The organism is Curtobacterium sp. Curtsp22, from assembly GCF_059492135.1.
In genome coordinates this window covers 3,670,960-3,684,579 of record NZ_CP168519.1, presented here as the reverse complement: position 1 = coordinate 3,684,579, position 13,620 = coordinate 3,670,960, and the positions used below count along the sequence as shown (strand labels likewise).

12 protein-coding genes are annotated in these 13,620 nt (G+C 72.3%); 4 read left to right on the top strand and 8 right to left on the bottom strand.

The window, feature by feature from the left end:
- Positions 1-86 precede the first annotated feature (86 nt).
- A complete protein-coding gene (locus ACEN8D_RS17855) occupies positions 87-1,223 on the bottom strand; it encodes a 5-(carboxyamino)imidazole ribonucleotide synthase (protein ID WP_070418462.1) in 1,137 nt (378 codons plus the stop codon).
- Positions 1,224-1,376: 153 nt separating this feature from the next.
- On the opposite strand from ACEN8D_RS17855, the gene ACEN8D_RS17850 reads away from it, so the two are divergent.
- Both ACEN8D_RS17850 and ACEN8D_RS17845 read left to right on the top strand, forming a co-directional pair.
- Positions 1,377-1,859, top strand: coding sequence for a GtrA family protein (locus ACEN8D_RS17850; protein ID WP_309779943.1), 483 nt, complete (start codon positions 1,377-1,379; stop codon positions 1,857-1,859).
- Between the two features lie 52 nt (positions 1,860-1,911).
- Positions 1,912-3,459 carry a DUF2142 domain-containing protein gene (locus tag ACEN8D_RS17845; protein WP_413399033.1) on the top strand — a complete coding sequence of 516 codons (1,548 nt, stop codon included), beginning with the start codon at positions 1,912-1,914 and terminating at the stop codon, positions 3,457-3,459.
- Here the strand turns inward: ACEN8D_RS17845 and ACEN8D_RS17840 are convergent.
- The 4 genes from ACEN8D_RS17840 to ACEN8D_RS17825 all read right to left on the bottom strand — a co-directional run bounded on the left by ACEN8D_RS17840 (position 3,440) and on the right by ACEN8D_RS17825 (position 8,061).
- Positions 3,440-5,317: a glycosyltransferase family protein gene (locus tag ACEN8D_RS17840; protein ID WP_413399032.1), complete on the bottom strand. Its 1,878-nt coding sequence runs from the start codon at positions 5,315-5,317 to the stop codon at positions 3,440-3,442. The genes ACEN8D_RS17845 and ACEN8D_RS17840 overlap by 20 nt on opposite strands.
- Before the next feature lie 20 nt (positions 5,318-5,337).
- A complete protein-coding gene (locus ACEN8D_RS17835; protein ID WP_413399031.1) occupies positions 5,338-6,645 on the bottom strand; it encodes a UDP-glucose dehydrogenase family protein in 1,308 nt (435 codons plus the stop codon).
- 62 nt (positions 6,646-6,707) lie between these two features.
- Entirely contained in the window at positions 6,708-7,256 is a 549-nt protein-coding gene (locus ACEN8D_RS17830) for a PH domain-containing protein (protein ID WP_070418457.1), read from the bottom strand.
- A gap of 4 nt (positions 7,257-7,260) precedes the next feature.
- Positions 7,261-8,061 (bottom strand): biotin--[acetyl-CoA-carboxylase] ligase, encoded by an 801-nt coding sequence (locus ACEN8D_RS17825; protein ID WP_495601091.1) that lies wholly within the window; start codon positions 8,059-8,061, stop codon positions 7,261-7,263.
- Positions 8,062-8,134: 73 nt separating this feature from the next.
- Here ACEN8D_RS17825 and ACEN8D_RS17820 point away from each other — a divergent pair, with 73 nt between their 5' ends.
- Complete coding sequence (locus ACEN8D_RS17820; RefSeq protein ID WP_070418456.1) at positions 8,135-9,730, top strand: acyl-CoA carboxylase subunit beta; 1,596 nt, start codon at positions 8,135-8,137, stop codon at positions 9,728-9,730.
- 13 nt (positions 9,731-9,743) lie between these two features.
- Positions 9,744-10,010, top strand: coding sequence for an acyl-CoA carboxylase subunit epsilon (locus tag ACEN8D_RS17815; protein ID WP_083295286.1), 267 nt, complete (start codon positions 9,744-9,746; stop codon positions 10,008-10,010).
- 429 nt (positions 10,011-10,439) lie between these two features.
- Here ACEN8D_RS17815 and ACEN8D_RS17810 read toward each other — a convergent pair whose 3' ends face one another.
- Genes ACEN8D_RS17810 through ACEN8D_RS17800 form a run of 3 tightly spaced genes read right to left on the bottom strand, consistent with a single transcriptional unit; the run spans position 10,440 to position 13,542 of the window.
- Positions 10,440-11,489: a DUF8320 family protein gene (locus tag ACEN8D_RS17810; RefSeq protein WP_413400055.1), complete on the bottom strand. Its 1,050-nt coding sequence runs from the start codon at positions 11,487-11,489 to the stop codon at positions 10,440-10,442.
- Positions 11,486-12,772: a sensor histidine kinase gene (locus ACEN8D_RS17805; RefSeq protein WP_495601090.1), complete on the bottom strand. Its 1,287-nt coding sequence runs from the start codon at positions 12,770-12,772 to the stop codon at positions 11,486-11,488. The genes ACEN8D_RS17810 and ACEN8D_RS17805 overlap by 4 nt, the downstream gene beginning before the upstream one ends.
- 5 nt (positions 12,773-12,777) lie before the next feature.
- The gene (locus ACEN8D_RS17800) at positions 12,778-13,542 is read right to left on the bottom strand and encodes a response regulator transcription factor (RefSeq protein ID WP_374115184.1); all 765 of its coding nucleotides are present in this window, start codon (positions 13,540-13,542) and stop codon (positions 12,778-12,780) included.
- Between the last annotated feature and the right edge of the window lie 78 nt (positions 13,543-13,620).

Below are 13,620 nucleotides of genomic sequence, written 5' to 3'. Positions count from 1 at the left end.
CGCACGGGCGGGGGTACACACGCCAGATCGGGTGCCACCCGACCGGGTGTCCGCCCTTCTGCGGACCGTCCGAGCGGACCGCGGCCTCAGTCGTCGAAGTGGGCCGCTGCGGACCGGGCGCGGTACGTGACGTCGTCGAGGTCGTCGCCGATGACGGTCACGTGCCCGATCTTGCGACCCGGCCGGGGAGCCTTGCCGTAGAAGTGGTACTTGGCCTCGGGGAAGGCCTCGAGCGCACCCGGGTACCGCGCCGCGAGGTCGCCGTCCGCCGGACCGCCGAGCACGTTGATCATGACCGCGGCCGGGGCGAACGACCCGGTGGCACCGAGCGGCAGGTCGAGTACGGCACGCAGGTGCTGCTCGAACTGGCTCGTCGTGGCGCCGTCGATCGTCCAGTGACCGGTGTTGTGCGGGCGCATGGCGAGCTCGTTGATGAGGATGCGCTCGTCGTCGGTCTGGAACAGCTCCACCGCGAGCACACCTGTGACGCCGAGCTCCGTCGCGATCCGCACGGCGATGTCCTCGGCCATGTCGGCGATGCGTCCGGCGCTGTCGGGGGCGGGGGCGAAGACCTCGGCGCAGACGCCGTCGCGCTGCACGGTCTCGACGAGCGGCCAGGCGACGACCTCGCCGGAGGGGCGTCGGGCGACGGACTGCGCGAGCTCGCGGGTGAACGGCACGAGTTCCTCGACGAGCAGCGCCTGCTCGCCGCCGGCCTCGGCGACGGCGATGAACCAGTCGGCGACGTCGGCCGGGTCGGTGACCACTCGGACGCCCTTGCCGTCGTACCCGCCACGGGCGGTCTTCACGACGGCACGTCCACCGTGGTCGTCGAGGAACGCCTGCAGCTCGTCGGGGTCGTGCACGGCGGCCCAGTCCGGCACCGGCAGCCCGAGCTCGGACAGGCGCGTGCGCATGGTGATCTTGTCCTGCGCGACGGCGAGCGGCTCCGGGCCGGGGTGCACGGCGACGCCGGCGTCGACGAGGGCACGGAGGACGTCCTGCGGCACGTGCTCGTGGTCGAAGGTGACGACGTCGACGTCCCGCGCGAAGGCGAGCACGGTCGCGGCGTCGTGGTAGTCCCCCTCGGCGGTGGCCGCGATGGCCGCCGACATGCCCGGGCCCTCGGCCAGCACCCGGATGTCGAGACCGAGCTCGACCGCGGCCGGCACCATCATCCGTGCCAGCTGTCCCCCACCGATGACCCCGACGCGCAACGCCATGCTGTGTGTTCCTTCCGTCGTTCACACCGTCCGGCGAGAACGCGCTGTCTAGAATCGCTGTTCGGGTCGCCGTCCTGTGCGACCTGCGGGTCGGCCCTCGTGAGCACGACCAGCGACAACTCTACGGACCCGGGAGAGACCGTGCGGCGACTGGTGGCCCAACTGGCACGCTTCGGCGTCGTCGGCGCGGTGGGGTTCGTCGTCGACACCGGCATCTTCAACGTGCTGCGGGCGACGGTGCTCAGTCCGGACGAGGTGCACTCCGGGCCGTTCTGGGCGAAGGTCGTCTCGACGATCGTGGCCATCTTCGTCAACTGGATGGGCAACCGCTACTGGACGTTCCGCGAGCAGCGGCGGGCGGTGGCCACGCGTGAGGGCATCGAGTTCGTCGTCGTGTCGCTCGGCGGCATGGTCATCTCACTCGGCTGCCTGGGCATCTCGCACTACGTGCTCGGGCTGACCTCGGCGTTGGCGGACAACATCTCGGGCAACGTGATCGGACTCGTGCTCGGCACGGTGTTCCGCTTCTGGCTCTACAAGGTGTGGGTGTACCACCCCGAGCGCGGACACGACCGGGCCGTACCCGCCGCCGAGACGACGGGCTCCACCACCGGTTCCGAGGTCGTGGGCCAGTAGGCTCGACGCGCCACCGACACGGGTGGCGTCGCCGACCCCGGGAGTCCGCTCGATGCAGTCCGAACCGCACCCCGTCGTCTCGCGGAGCGAGGTGCTGTGGGTCGCCGTCCTGACGGCGGTGTTCGGGCTCTGGCTGGTGCTCTGGGCGATCGTCGTGCCGGCGTTCCAGGCGCCGGACGAGCCCGCACACCTCGACGCCGCCGTGCACGTCGCCACCGGGTCCGGTTGGCCGGCACCGGGGACGTTGCACGTGTCGAACGCCGTGCAGGCCGCGCAACGCGAACAGGTCGCCGGCGACTCCTCGACGTGGTCGACCGTGAGCGAGCTGCTCGCGGCGCACCCCGGCGACTCCACGACGGTCGACCAGATGACGCAGCACCCGCCGACGGCCTACGTGGTGGACGCCGTCGTGCTCCGCGTGCTGCACTACGGCTCGCTCCGCTGGGACCACGCCCTCGTCGCGCTCCGACTTGTGGACGCGCTGCTCGTGACGCCGCTCGCACTCCTCGCGTGGGCATCGGTCCGGCGGGTCACCCGGTCGCCGAGGGCGGGCCTGATGGGCGCACTCGCGCTGTTCGCGACGCCGCAGCTGGCGTCGATCGGGGCCTCCGTGACGAACGACGCCCTGACGTTCCTGCTCGGCGGCGTCGTGGTGTGGCTCGCGACGCGGCTCCTCACCGGGGACCTGCGGCGCCGGACGCTCGTCGGGCTCGGGGTCGCGCTCGGACTGCTCGTCTGGACGAAGGGCACGGGGCTGCCGGCGGTGCCGTTCGTCGCGGTCGCGACCCTCGTCGCCGGTGCGGGTGTCGTCCCGTTCCGCCGTCGCGTCCTCCGCGCCGCCGTCGCCCTCGGCGTCGCCGCGGTGATCGGCGCCTGGTGGTGGCTGCGCAACCTCTGGCTGTTCCGGACCCTGCAGCCGGACGGCTACGCCGCGATCCGTCCGGACCGCCCGTTCCCCGACGGCCAGGGCCCCTCGGTGTGGCACTTCCTCGACGTCAGCTGGGGCACCCTCGCCCGGACCTTCTGGGGTTCCCCGGGGCAGCGCGCGCAGGTGAGCGTCGGCGACCTCCTCACAGCGGTCCTGACGCTCGTCGCGCTCCTCGTGCTCGTCGGCTGGGCGTTCCGCCGTGGCCGGACCCGGCGCACCGCGTGGACCCTCGCGGTGTTCCCGGCGCTCCTGCTGCTCCTGCAGACCGCGAGCAGCGCGAAGGCCTACCTCGACACGACCGAGGTCGCGGGCACGCAGGGCCGCTACCTGTTCTCGGCGCTGCTCTGCCTCGTCGTGCTGAGCGCCGTGGCGTGGCGGCGACTGCCCCTGCCCGGACGCGGGACGGCCGTGCTGCCCCGGGTGCTGGCCGTGGTGCTCCCGGCCATCGGGCTCTGGGGCCTCGCGGTCGCCGCCGGGTGGTTCTGGAACGCCGCGACCGGACCGCTCTCGGCCGCGAGCATCGCCCGCTACGAGTCGTGGGGCCCGGTGCCGTTCGCCGTGGTCGCGGTCGTCGCGCTGCTCGTCGCGGTCGGCGTGACGGGCGGCGTGCTGCGGGTGTGGTTCACCCCGACCCGCAGCACGCCGACCGAGGTCAGTTCCCCGACACCTTGACGACGTCGACCCGGCAGGCCTGGACCGGCGCGGACCGGATGTCCTGGCACGTCTGCTGGACGGTGAAGCTGTCCTCGAGCGTGCCGATCGCCGAGTAGTCCCGGTCCTTCGGGATGAGGGCGTTCGTGTAGTTCAGGAAGTACTGCACGCCCGACTTCTTGAGCAGCGCGACGAACGACGGGTCCTGGTAGTCGTACTCCTGGCCCGGTTCGCCGTACATCTGCGTGCCGGTGCGGAACGCGACGAGCGTGGCGTCCCGGGTGTTCGTCCCGAGGATCGTGCTGCCGGCGGGCAGCGTGTGGTTGGCCAGCAGCAGGTCCGGGAGCGGTTCGTCCGGCGTGATGACCCCGCCGAACACCTGCCCGACGGGGATGCCCGACGGGCGCGTGCCCATCGTCGAGAAGGGCGCCTTCACACCGTTGACGTTCTGGCTGTACGCGGCGACGATCAGGACGGCGCACGCGGCCACGGCGACGACCTGCCGCACACGACGTCCCCGACGAGCCGCCCGCCAGAACGCGGGCAGGAGCGCACCGGCGATCAGGACCGACCCGATGAAGAGCGGGAGGTAGTAGCGGGCGTTGCCGCCCTGCGTGTCCACCGTCGCGATGCCCGCGTACCCGAGCAGGTACACCCCGGAGAAGATGCCGACGATGCTCGCGAAGACGAACCGGCGGTAGTGCACGACGCCCGCCACGACCGCGCCGACGAAGACGACGCCGATCGCGAGCGCGAACGGCGCGAACGACCCGATGCGGTTGAAATAGTACGGCAATGCCTCGAGTCGCTGCTCGACGTAGTACCGCACCTTGCCGACGAGGGTCGTGGTGTGGCTCTCGGTCGGAGCGGCCTCGGCGCCCGGCTGCGGCACCGCGGGAAGCGTGCGCTCGGCCTCGAGGATCCCGGCGTCGTAGATCGACGGCGTGCGGTCCTCGTTCGGCGACACCGCACGGGCGTTCGGCGGCGTCGCGATGCGGTACTCGTCGCCGTCGGTGCTCGACGTGTCGCTGAACTTGCCGGAGACGTTCACGGTCAGCGACGAGCCGACCTCGATGCCGCCGAACTTCACCGACAGGGCGATGACCCACGGCGCGGAGACGAGGACCACGGCGACGAGGGCCACGACGGGCAGCAGGACGGACCGGCGCTCGCGGGCCTCGGGACGGTCCTGGAACCAGCGGACGACCGCCCACACCGGCACCACCACGAGGAACACCGGGACGAGGAACGCCTTCGTGAAGTACCCGAACGCGCACACGGCGCCGAGCAGCACCGCGGTGAGCACGATCCGTCGCACCGAGCCGTGCCAGGCGCGGTCGGCAGCGAGCAGGGCCCAGAGGAACCCGAGGCACCACACGAGCACGAGGGTGTCCGGGGTCTGCAGGCTGACGTTCGCCATCAGGAGCGGGGCCGTCGCGGCGATCGACCACGCAGCGGTCCAGCCGTTGCCGGTCGTCCGGAGCAGCAGCCACGCCCCCATCGCCATCACGGCGACGCAGGACAGCGTGTTCACGATCGCGAAGGCCGTGGTCTGCCCGACACCGACGGCGATGAAGGGCGCCATCAGCCAGGACACCATCGGCGACCAGTAGCCGTTCACGGCGTCCGCCCAGTGCCACTCGGCGTACTGCTTCGCGATCGACATGTACGAGATGCCGTCGATGTTCGTCATCTCGAGCCGCGTGCGGAACGCGATCACGGCGACGAGCAGCGAGGCGACGAGGAGCAGCGCACCGTTCGCGAGCAGGGACACCCGCGACGGGCGCCGTCCTTCGTGGAAGGCCCCGAAGCGGCGTCGGTGCTCCACGGGAGCGTCGACGACCGGCTCCTCGGTCGTCACGGCGTCGTCGATCGTCATGCTGCTCCCCTGCGCGGTGTTCAGCGGCCCATGCCGCGGTAGGTGAAGCCGGCAGCCGTCCAGGCGTCGCGGTCGAGGCAGTTGCGCCCGTCGATCACGACGGGCGTCGCCACGAGCGAGGCGGCCACGGCCGGGTCGAGCTCGCGGAACTCGGTCCACTCGGTGAGGACCAGCACGAGGTCGGCGTCACGCAGGGCATCGGTCGCGCTCTCGGTGTAGTCGAGCTCGGGGTGCACGCGGCGCGCCGTGACGACGGCTTCCGGGTCGTACGCGGCGACCGAGGCGCCGAGACCCAGCAGCCGGGCGGCGATGTCGAGCGCCGGCGAGTCACGGACGTCGTCGGAGTTCGGCTTGAAGGCCAGGCCGAGCACGGCGACGCGCTTGCCCGCGACGGCCCCGCCGAGGAGCTCCTGCGCGAGCTCGACGACGTGCGCGCGGCGACGGAGGTTCGTGGCGTCGACGTCGGCCAGGAACGCCAGGGACTCCCCGACGCCGAGCTCGTCCGCCCGCGCCTGGAACGCCCGGATGTCCTTCGGCAGGCAGCCGCCGCCGAAGCCGAGGCCGGCGTTGAGGAACTTTCGGCCGATGCGGGCGTCGTGGCCGATCGCGTCGGCGAGCGCCGTGACGTCGGCACCGACGACCTCGGCGATCTCGGCCATCGAGTTGATGAACGAGATCTTCGTCGCGAGGAACGCGTTCGCGCTGATCTTCACGAGCTCGGCCGTGGGCAGGTTGACCACGAGCCGGGGCGTACCGCTCGCCAGGGCCTCGGCGTAGACCTCGTCGAGGGCCTCGACGGCGGCCTGTCCGGCGTCGCCGTCGGGCACGCCGTAGACGAACCGGTCCGGGCTGATCGTGTCCTGCACCGCGAAGCCCTCGCGGAGGAACTCGGGGTTCCAGACGAGCGTCGCACCGGGGACCGCCTCGGACACCTCGGCGGCGAGGCGCGCGGCCGTGCCGACGGGGACCGTCGACTTGCCGACGACGAACTCGCCGGCGGCGAGGTGCGGGGTGAGCGCGGCGACGGCGGCGTCGACGTAGGTGAGGTCCGCGGCGCCGGTCGGCCCCTGCGGCGTGCCGACGGCGAGGAAGTGCACGCGCGCACCGGCGACCTCGGCCATGTCGGTGGTGAAGCGGATGCGGCCGGAGGCCAGCGCATCGCTCAGGATCTCGGGGAGACCGGGCTCGAAGAAGGGAGCCTCACCCGCGGCGAGCCGCTCGATCTTGACCGGGTCGACGTCGACTGCGACGACTTCGTGCCCGAGCTTGGCCATGGAGGCGGCGTGCACGGCACCGAGGTAACCGCAGCCGATGACAGAGATACGCACGGGAAGACGGTACCGGAACCTCGGCGCAGTTCTCGTCCGCACCGCCCGCTGTCGAGACATCGTCAGGGTCTGACGTCGCCCCATCGCGGGCGATCCGCCCCGCCGACGATCTCGTCCCAGTCGGGTTCGCGGTGCCGTCGCCGGGCCTCGTGCGCCTCGACGAGGTCGTGCAGGACCGCCACGACGAGGTCCGCGTGCGGCACGTCGCCGAGCACCAGGGCCGGCTCGTCGCCGGGGAACACGAGGACGTCGCCGGACCGGAAGACCCCCTGCAGGCCGCGGCGACGCACCGTCACGTCGTAGCCCCGCGAGTGCAGCAGCTCCCGCCGGGTGCGCGTGCCGAGTCCGTGCACGACGACGAGGCGCCTGGTGGTCACCACGTAGCGCTCCGACATCCAGCGGAACAGCGGCATCGCGCCGCCGAGGAACACGAGGAGCACCACGAGACCGGCGACGACCGCGTTCAGCCAGGCGAGCTGCGCCCGGAACACTCCGAAGCCGAACCCGCCGGCGAGCATGACGAGCACCACGAACACCGCGGGGCGCACGAGCCGACGAGCGTGCGGACGCAGCCGCGCGACCACGCGTTCGGGCGGCGGCTCGTCGGTCATGCCGTCATGCATACCGCAGGTGGGTGACGTCCCCCACGGCGACGCCCCTGGAGACGCCCGCTCGATCCCGGATCGTGATCCCGCCGTCGTCGTCGATGCCGGTCGCGTCCCCCTCCGAGGTGGTGCCGTCCGGCAGCTCGAGGCGCACCCGCTGCCCGATCGTGCCGCAGGCCGACCGGACGTGGGTCCGGACCCCGTCCGCGGCCGCACCGCCGGCGACCAGGGCGACCACGGCCTCCTGGACCGCGCGGAGGAACGCGGACAGCACACGGTCGGCGAGGTCCGGTGCCGAGCCCGTCGCGCCCGCGACCGCGAGCGAGGTCGCCGTCGGCGTCGGGAGCCGGTCGGCGGGGATGGTCAGGTTCACGCCGGCGCCGACGACGACACTGCCGTCGGCGGCGACCTGGCAGAGGATGCCGCAGACCTTGCGGCCGTCGATCTGGACGTCGTTGGGCCACTTCACCGCGACACGCTCCGGACCGTGGAGCACGGCGACGATCGCGTCGCGCATCGCGGCGCCGGCGACGAGCGGCAGCCACCCGCGGTCGCGGTCGTCGAGGTCCGCGCGGACGAGCACGCTCGCCGCGAGCGTCTGGCCGGCGGGCGCCGACCAGGTCCGGTCGAGGCGGCCGCGACCCGCGGTCTGGTCGAGCGTCGCCACGACGCTGCCGTGCGGCTGCGTCGTCGCGAGGGCGAGCAGGTCGGCGTTCGTCGACCCGGTCGTCACCGGCTCGGTGAGCACCGCGCCCGCGGCCTCGACGACGGTTCGGCTCAGCGGGAACGTCGACGACGCAGGTGTGGACATGCAGCAAATCTACGGGCAGGAACCGTGGGGGTCCTCCAACCGACCCCGCCGTCGCCGCCGGTAGGGTGAGCGGGTGACCCCAGGAGACACCCCCGATCTCTCGACGACGGCCGGCCGGCTCGCCGACCTCCGCGAGCGGTACCACGAAGCAGTGACCGCCGCGGGCGAGGCCGCCATCGCGAAGCAGCACGCCAAGGGCAAGACCACGGCGCGCGAACGCATCGAGCAGCTGCTCGACGAGAACTCCTTCGTGGAGCTCGACGAGTTCGTCCGCCACCGCACCCACGCCTTCGGCATGGAGTCGAAGCGGCCCTACGGCGACGCGGTCGTCACCGGCTTCGGCACCATCCACGGCCGCAACGTCGCCGTGTACGCGCAGGACTTCACCGTCTTCGGCGGCTCCCTCGGCGAAGTCGCCGGCGAGAAGATCATCAAGGTGATGGAGCACGCGCTGAAGACCGGCGTGCCGATCATCGGCATCCTCGACTCCGGTGGCGCCCGCATCCAGGAAGGCGTCGTCGCCCTCGGCAAGTACGGCGAGATCTTCCGCCTGAACACCCAGGCCTCCGGCGTCATCCCGCAGATCTCGATCGTGATGGGCCCGGCAGCGGGCGGTGCGGTGTACTCCCCCGCCCTCACGGACTTCGTGATCATGGTCGACAAGACCAGCCACATGTTCGTCACCGGCCCCGACGTCATCAAGACCGTCACCGGCGAGGACGTCGGCTTCGAGGAGCTCGGCGGCGCGCAGACGCACAACGCGATCTCCGGCGTCGCGCACTACCTCGCCGAGGACGAGTCCGACGCGCTCGACTACGCCCGCTCGCTCATCGGCTTCCTGCCGGACAACAACCTGTCCGACGCGCCGGCCTACGACGTCGCGCCCGAGCTCGAGACGACCGACGCCGACCGCGAGCTCGACGTGGTCATCCCGGACTCCACGAACCAGCCGTACGACGTGACGACGATCATCGAGCACATCGTCGACGACGGCGAGTTCCTCGAGGTCCAGCCGCTCTTCGCCCCGAACATCCTCATCGGCTTCGGTCGGGTCGAGGGCCGCACGGTCGGCATCATCGCGAACCAGCCGCAGGCGATGGCCGGCACGCTGAACATCGACGCCGGCGAGAAGGCCGCGCGCTTCGTCCGCTTCTGCGACGCGTTCGGCATCCCGATCCTCACCCTCGTCGACGTCCCCGGCTACCTGCCCGGCACCGACCAGGAGTGGACCGGTGTCATCCGCCGCGGCGCCAAGCTCCTCTACGCCTACGCCGAGGCCACCGTGCCGCTCGTCACCGTCATCACCCGCAAGGCGTACGGCGGCGCGTACATCGTCATGGGCTCGAAGCAGCTCGGTGCCGACATCAACCTGGCGTGGCCGACCGCCGAGATCGCCGTGATGGGTGGCCAAGGCGCCGTCAACATTCTGTACCGCGCCGAGATCAAGCGCGCCGAGGAGTCCGGCGAGGACGTCGCGGCCGTGCGTGCGAAGCTCGCGAACGAGTACACGTACAACGTCGCGTCCCCGTACCTCGCCGCCGAGCGCGGCGAGCTCGACGGGATCATCCAGCCGCACGCGACGCGCGTCTCGGTCGTCAAGGCGCTGCGGGCCCTCCGTGGCAAGCGCGCGACGCTGCCGCCCAAGAAGCACGGGAACATCCCGCTGTGACGGGCGCACGCTGATGGGCCGCCACGCAGCCGTGGTCCCCGCGGTCCCCGTCGAGCAGGCGGTCGCGGCGGCCGCCGACGTCCGTGTCGTCTCCGGCGAGCCCACGCCGGAGGAGCTCGCCGCCGTCATCGCCGTCCTGCAGCGTCAGGCGGACGAGGCGGCGTCGCTCGGCCGTCCCGAGGTCACCGTGTCGCCGCGCTCGGGGTGGGACGTGTCCGCCCGGGGCCTCCGTCGACCGCTTGAGCACGGTGCCGGCGCCTGGGGCCGATCGCTCCGCTGAGCCGCTCCGGGGGCTTGCGCGTGCCGCACGGTGCGGGCGACCATGTACCCCTGGGTACCGGGCGGTCTCGGTGCCCCGACCGCGGGATTCCCGGTCGGTCTCCCCGCAGACGGGGGACAGCAGGGGCCGAGGGCGGCGGAAATGGCCGATTTTGTCCCCCATAATGACGACTGACAGAGCGTTCGGCTGCGGGCATAGTAGTTCGTGTTCGGTGTCCTTCAACGAAGAACATCGCAGGTCGGTGGCCGACTAGGGTACGAAGCCACCTACCAGCTACGAGTCAGGGCGATATTCGGGTTGTCGCTCAGACTCGGGTCGTGAACGGGCCGGTCGGTATCCGACCGGCCCGTTCCCCGTTTCCGGGCGCTGTCGTCGTTTCCGGGCGCTGTCGTCCGCGCGGGCGCCGACGACGTTCGGTGTCGGGCCGCCTCAGACGGTCTCGTGCCGCGGGATCTCGAGCCACACGACGACCGACTCGTCCTCGTCGCCGTCCTCGTCGTCCATCCCGGCCCCGAGCGCCGCCGACTCGCTCGCCGCGAGGTCGAGCCGCAGCCCCACGACGGTCACGGCGGACTCGGACCCCTCGGGGACGGTCCGGATGATCACGTTGTCGGCCTCCCGTGCCTGGCGCAGGGCCTCTGCGATTCGGGCGTGCACCCGGCGCAGGTCGTCGATCTCGAGGTCGTCGAGACCGCCGTCGTCGTGCAGCTGCACCGTGGCGCCACGACGACGGAGGCGCATGACCTCGTCGCGGACGTCCTCCGACAGCAGCGACCGGCCCCGGATCTCGTCGCGGATGGCCTGTTCGAGGTGCAGGCACTCGGCGCGCTCGGCGTCGTCCAGGTCACCGCCGGTCTCGATGATCCGCTGGAGCATCGGCAGCGCCATGCGCGTCGTCTGGCTGAGCCGGAACTGCCGCTCGAAGACGTGGGCGTCCTGCGCCGCCTGCCAGTCGGCGGTCTCCTGCTCGGCGCGGACGAAGTCGCGGGTGACACGTGTGGCACGACTCATCGCAGCCGTGAGGCCGGTGGCGATCACGACCCACACCACGCTGCCGAGCACGCCGAGCGAGCCGAGCGCCCCGAGTCCGGCCCAGGCGACGGCGTGCACGGTGAGGAACCCGACACCGACCCAGGCGAACGCGACGCGCGCACGCACGACGAGGACGACCATCAGCGTGCCGACCGCGGCGATCCACCACGTGCCGTTCCCCGGGCCGGCGGTCAGGTCGACCGTGGGCGAGGCGACGACGGGCAGCACCACGGCCGTCGCGAGCGCGAAGCACGCCGCCCAGACCGGCAGCGGCCGACCGGGCACGAACACCGCCACACCGGTCGCCGCAGCGTAGAGGACCATGCACGCGACGACCGGCCCGATCTGGGCGGCTCCGGGGAGCGTCGTCGCCGCGAGGACGAGGTGGTACACGGAGAAGAGCGTCGCGAGCCCGATCGCGACCCCGGCCGGGAGTGAGGCCTTCACCGCTGCTCCCCCGCCGCCGGCGCCCAGTCGAGGAGCACACGGGTGCCCGCTCCCGGCGCGGTGACGATCTCGGCGGTGCCCCCGGCAGCGACCACCCGCTCCACGATCGAACGACGGACGCCGAGTCGCTCGGCGGGGATCCCCGCGATGTCGAAGCCGGCACCGTCGTCCCCGACCTCGACGTGGACGCCGGCGCCGCGCTGCTCGACGACGATCCACCGGTCGACCTCGGCCGGACCGGCGTGCTGCACGCTGTTCACCGCGGCCTGGACGGCCGCCGAGGCGACGGCGTCCGCGACGATCGCGGGCACCCGGATCGACCCGACGTGCCCACGGTCGACCCGCACCGGCGCCGCGAGCGCACCGACGGCGTCGGAGATGCGGGTCCGCAGGTCGACGAGGGAGACCGGGGGTGCGTCCCCTGGGCCGTCCGCCGCCGCGGCCTCGAGGTGGTCGATGGCGTTCCGGGCCATCCGCGCGGCGAGCATCTCGGCGTCGCGGGTGTCGGCCCGGGCAGCGGAGAGGAGCGTCGTGAGCACGCTGTCGTGGACGATCGCGTCGACCTGGACCCGCTCGACCTCGGTGGCGTGCTCGCGGATCGCGTGCGAGTACCGCCGGACGGCCGTGGCCTGGGCGGCGTCGACGGCTGCCGCTGCACGGCGGAGCACGATCACGATGATGAGGGCGGCCCCGCTGAGGATCGCCGTGTAGAAGCCGTTGAGCAACGCCCCGACACCCGCGTCGCCGCCCAGCGGGGTGAACCGGATGGCCACGTACACGGCCGGCACGAGCGCGGTGTAGACGGACGCCCGCCACGGGGCGAAGCCCATCGCGGCCGCGGTCGACCCCACGGTGCAGAGCCACCAGGGCCACGGTGCCTGGTCGGACGGGATCGGCTCCTGCACGGTCAACGGCCAGGTGACGAGGGCGACGAGGAACACCAGGGCACACACGATCTGCGCGATCTGCGCCAGGCGCCTCGCGAAGACGGACGCCCCGACGAAGAGGAACGACGCGGCGAGCGCCAACGCGACGACGGGACCCCACACCGGGTCGAGGTACGGCAGCTGCGACAGCACCGCGGGCACGGTCGTCGCGCCGAAGCCGAGTGCAGCCACGGCGAGGAGGATCGCGAACGCGCGCTCGACGGACGCCTGGGTGATGGACGCGCGGACGCTCCGCGCGGGATCCGCCCCGAACGGCGCGGGTTCGATCCGCCCGGCCGCGGTCCGGGCGGCCGCGGCCCCGGCCCCGGCCCCGGGTGCAGCGTCAGCCGCCGTCATGCTGCTCAGCGGCCGTCGCCGTCGGGGTCGATGCCCGAGTCGAGCCCCGGCAGGATGCCGTCCTCGACCGCACGGCGGAGGAGGTCGACCTTCGTCGGTGCCGGTCGACCGACCTCGACGTACTTCACACGGATGCGGTCGAGGTACTCGCGGGCGGTGGAGTAGCCGATGCCGAGCTGCTGCGCGGCGAGCTTGAGCGGCAGGCCCGAGGCGTAGAGGTGCAGGATCTCGCGCTCGCGGCGGCCGAGCTGCGCCTTCGCGAAGTCCCGGTCGGCGTCGATCGCGCTGGCCCACTCGAGGTTGTTGAGCACGTCCCCGCGAGCGACGGTGGCGACGGCGGCCATCACGGTCTTCGTCGCCGAGGACTTCGGGATGACGCCGGCCGCCCCTGCGGCCAGTGCCTCGCGGACGTTCGCGACGCGGTCGGCGATCGAGTGCACGAGCACGGCGGAACCGGTGCCCTGCACACCCTTCACGTTCGCGGTCACGGTCGAGCCGTCGCCGAGGGACAGGTCGAGGACGACGACGTCGACCTCACGCCCACCGAGGTTCTCGATGTACTCGGGCACGCTCGCGGCGGTCAGCACCACCTCGAACCCCTCGTTCTGGCAGGCTGCCTGGATCCCGAGCCGCACGGACTCGTGGTCGTCGACGATCGCGACACGGACGGGCTTGGTCGCCAGTCCGGTCGTTCCGGTTGTGGTCGTGTCTGTTGCCACGGTGGCCTCTCTGGTCGATGCGCTCCCCGGCCCCTGAAACCGGTTCGCCATCAACGACCAAGGATACCCAGGTCGGACTCAGGCAGCGGCGCGACGCGGTCGAGACACGGCCGGTCGTCGTGCGCTCGG

What these genes read in the sequence shown, in the direction of transcription:
- ACEN8D_RS17855 (WP_070418462.1), bottom strand. Translation starts at nt 1,223, where the DNA reads ATGGCGTTGCGCGTCGGGGTCATCGGTGGGGGACAGCTGGCACGGATG.
- ACEN8D_RS17845 (WP_413399033.1), top strand. Translation starts at nt 1,912, where the DNA reads ATGCAGTCCGAACCGCACCCCGTCGTCTCGCGGAGCGAGGTGCTGTGG.
- ACEN8D_RS17815 (WP_083295286.1), top strand. Translation starts at nt 9,744, where the DNA reads ATGGGCCGCCACGCAGCCGTGGTCCCCGCGGTCCCCGTCGAGCAGGCG.
- ACEN8D_RS17840 (WP_413399032.1), bottom strand. Translation starts at nt 5,317, where the DNA reads ATGACGATCGACGACGCCGTGACGACCGAGGAGCCGGTCGTCGACGCT.
- ACEN8D_RS17805 (WP_495601090.1), bottom strand. Translation starts at nt 12,772, where the DNA reads ATGACGGCGGCTGACGCTGCACCCGGGGCCGGGGCCGGGGCCGCGGCC.
- ACEN8D_RS17825 (WP_495601091.1), bottom strand. Translation starts at nt 8,061, where the DNA reads ATGTCCACACCTGCGTCGTCGACGTTCCCGCTGAGCCGAACCGTCGTC.
- ACEN8D_RS17830 (WP_070418457.1), bottom strand. Translation starts at nt 7,256, where the DNA reads ATGACCGACGAGCCGCCGCCCGAACGCGTGGTCGCGCGGCTGCGTCCG.
- ACEN8D_RS17800 (WP_374115184.1), bottom strand. Translation starts at nt 13,542, where the DNA reads ATGGCGAACCGGTTTCAGGGGCCGGGGAGCGCATCGACCAGAGAGGCC.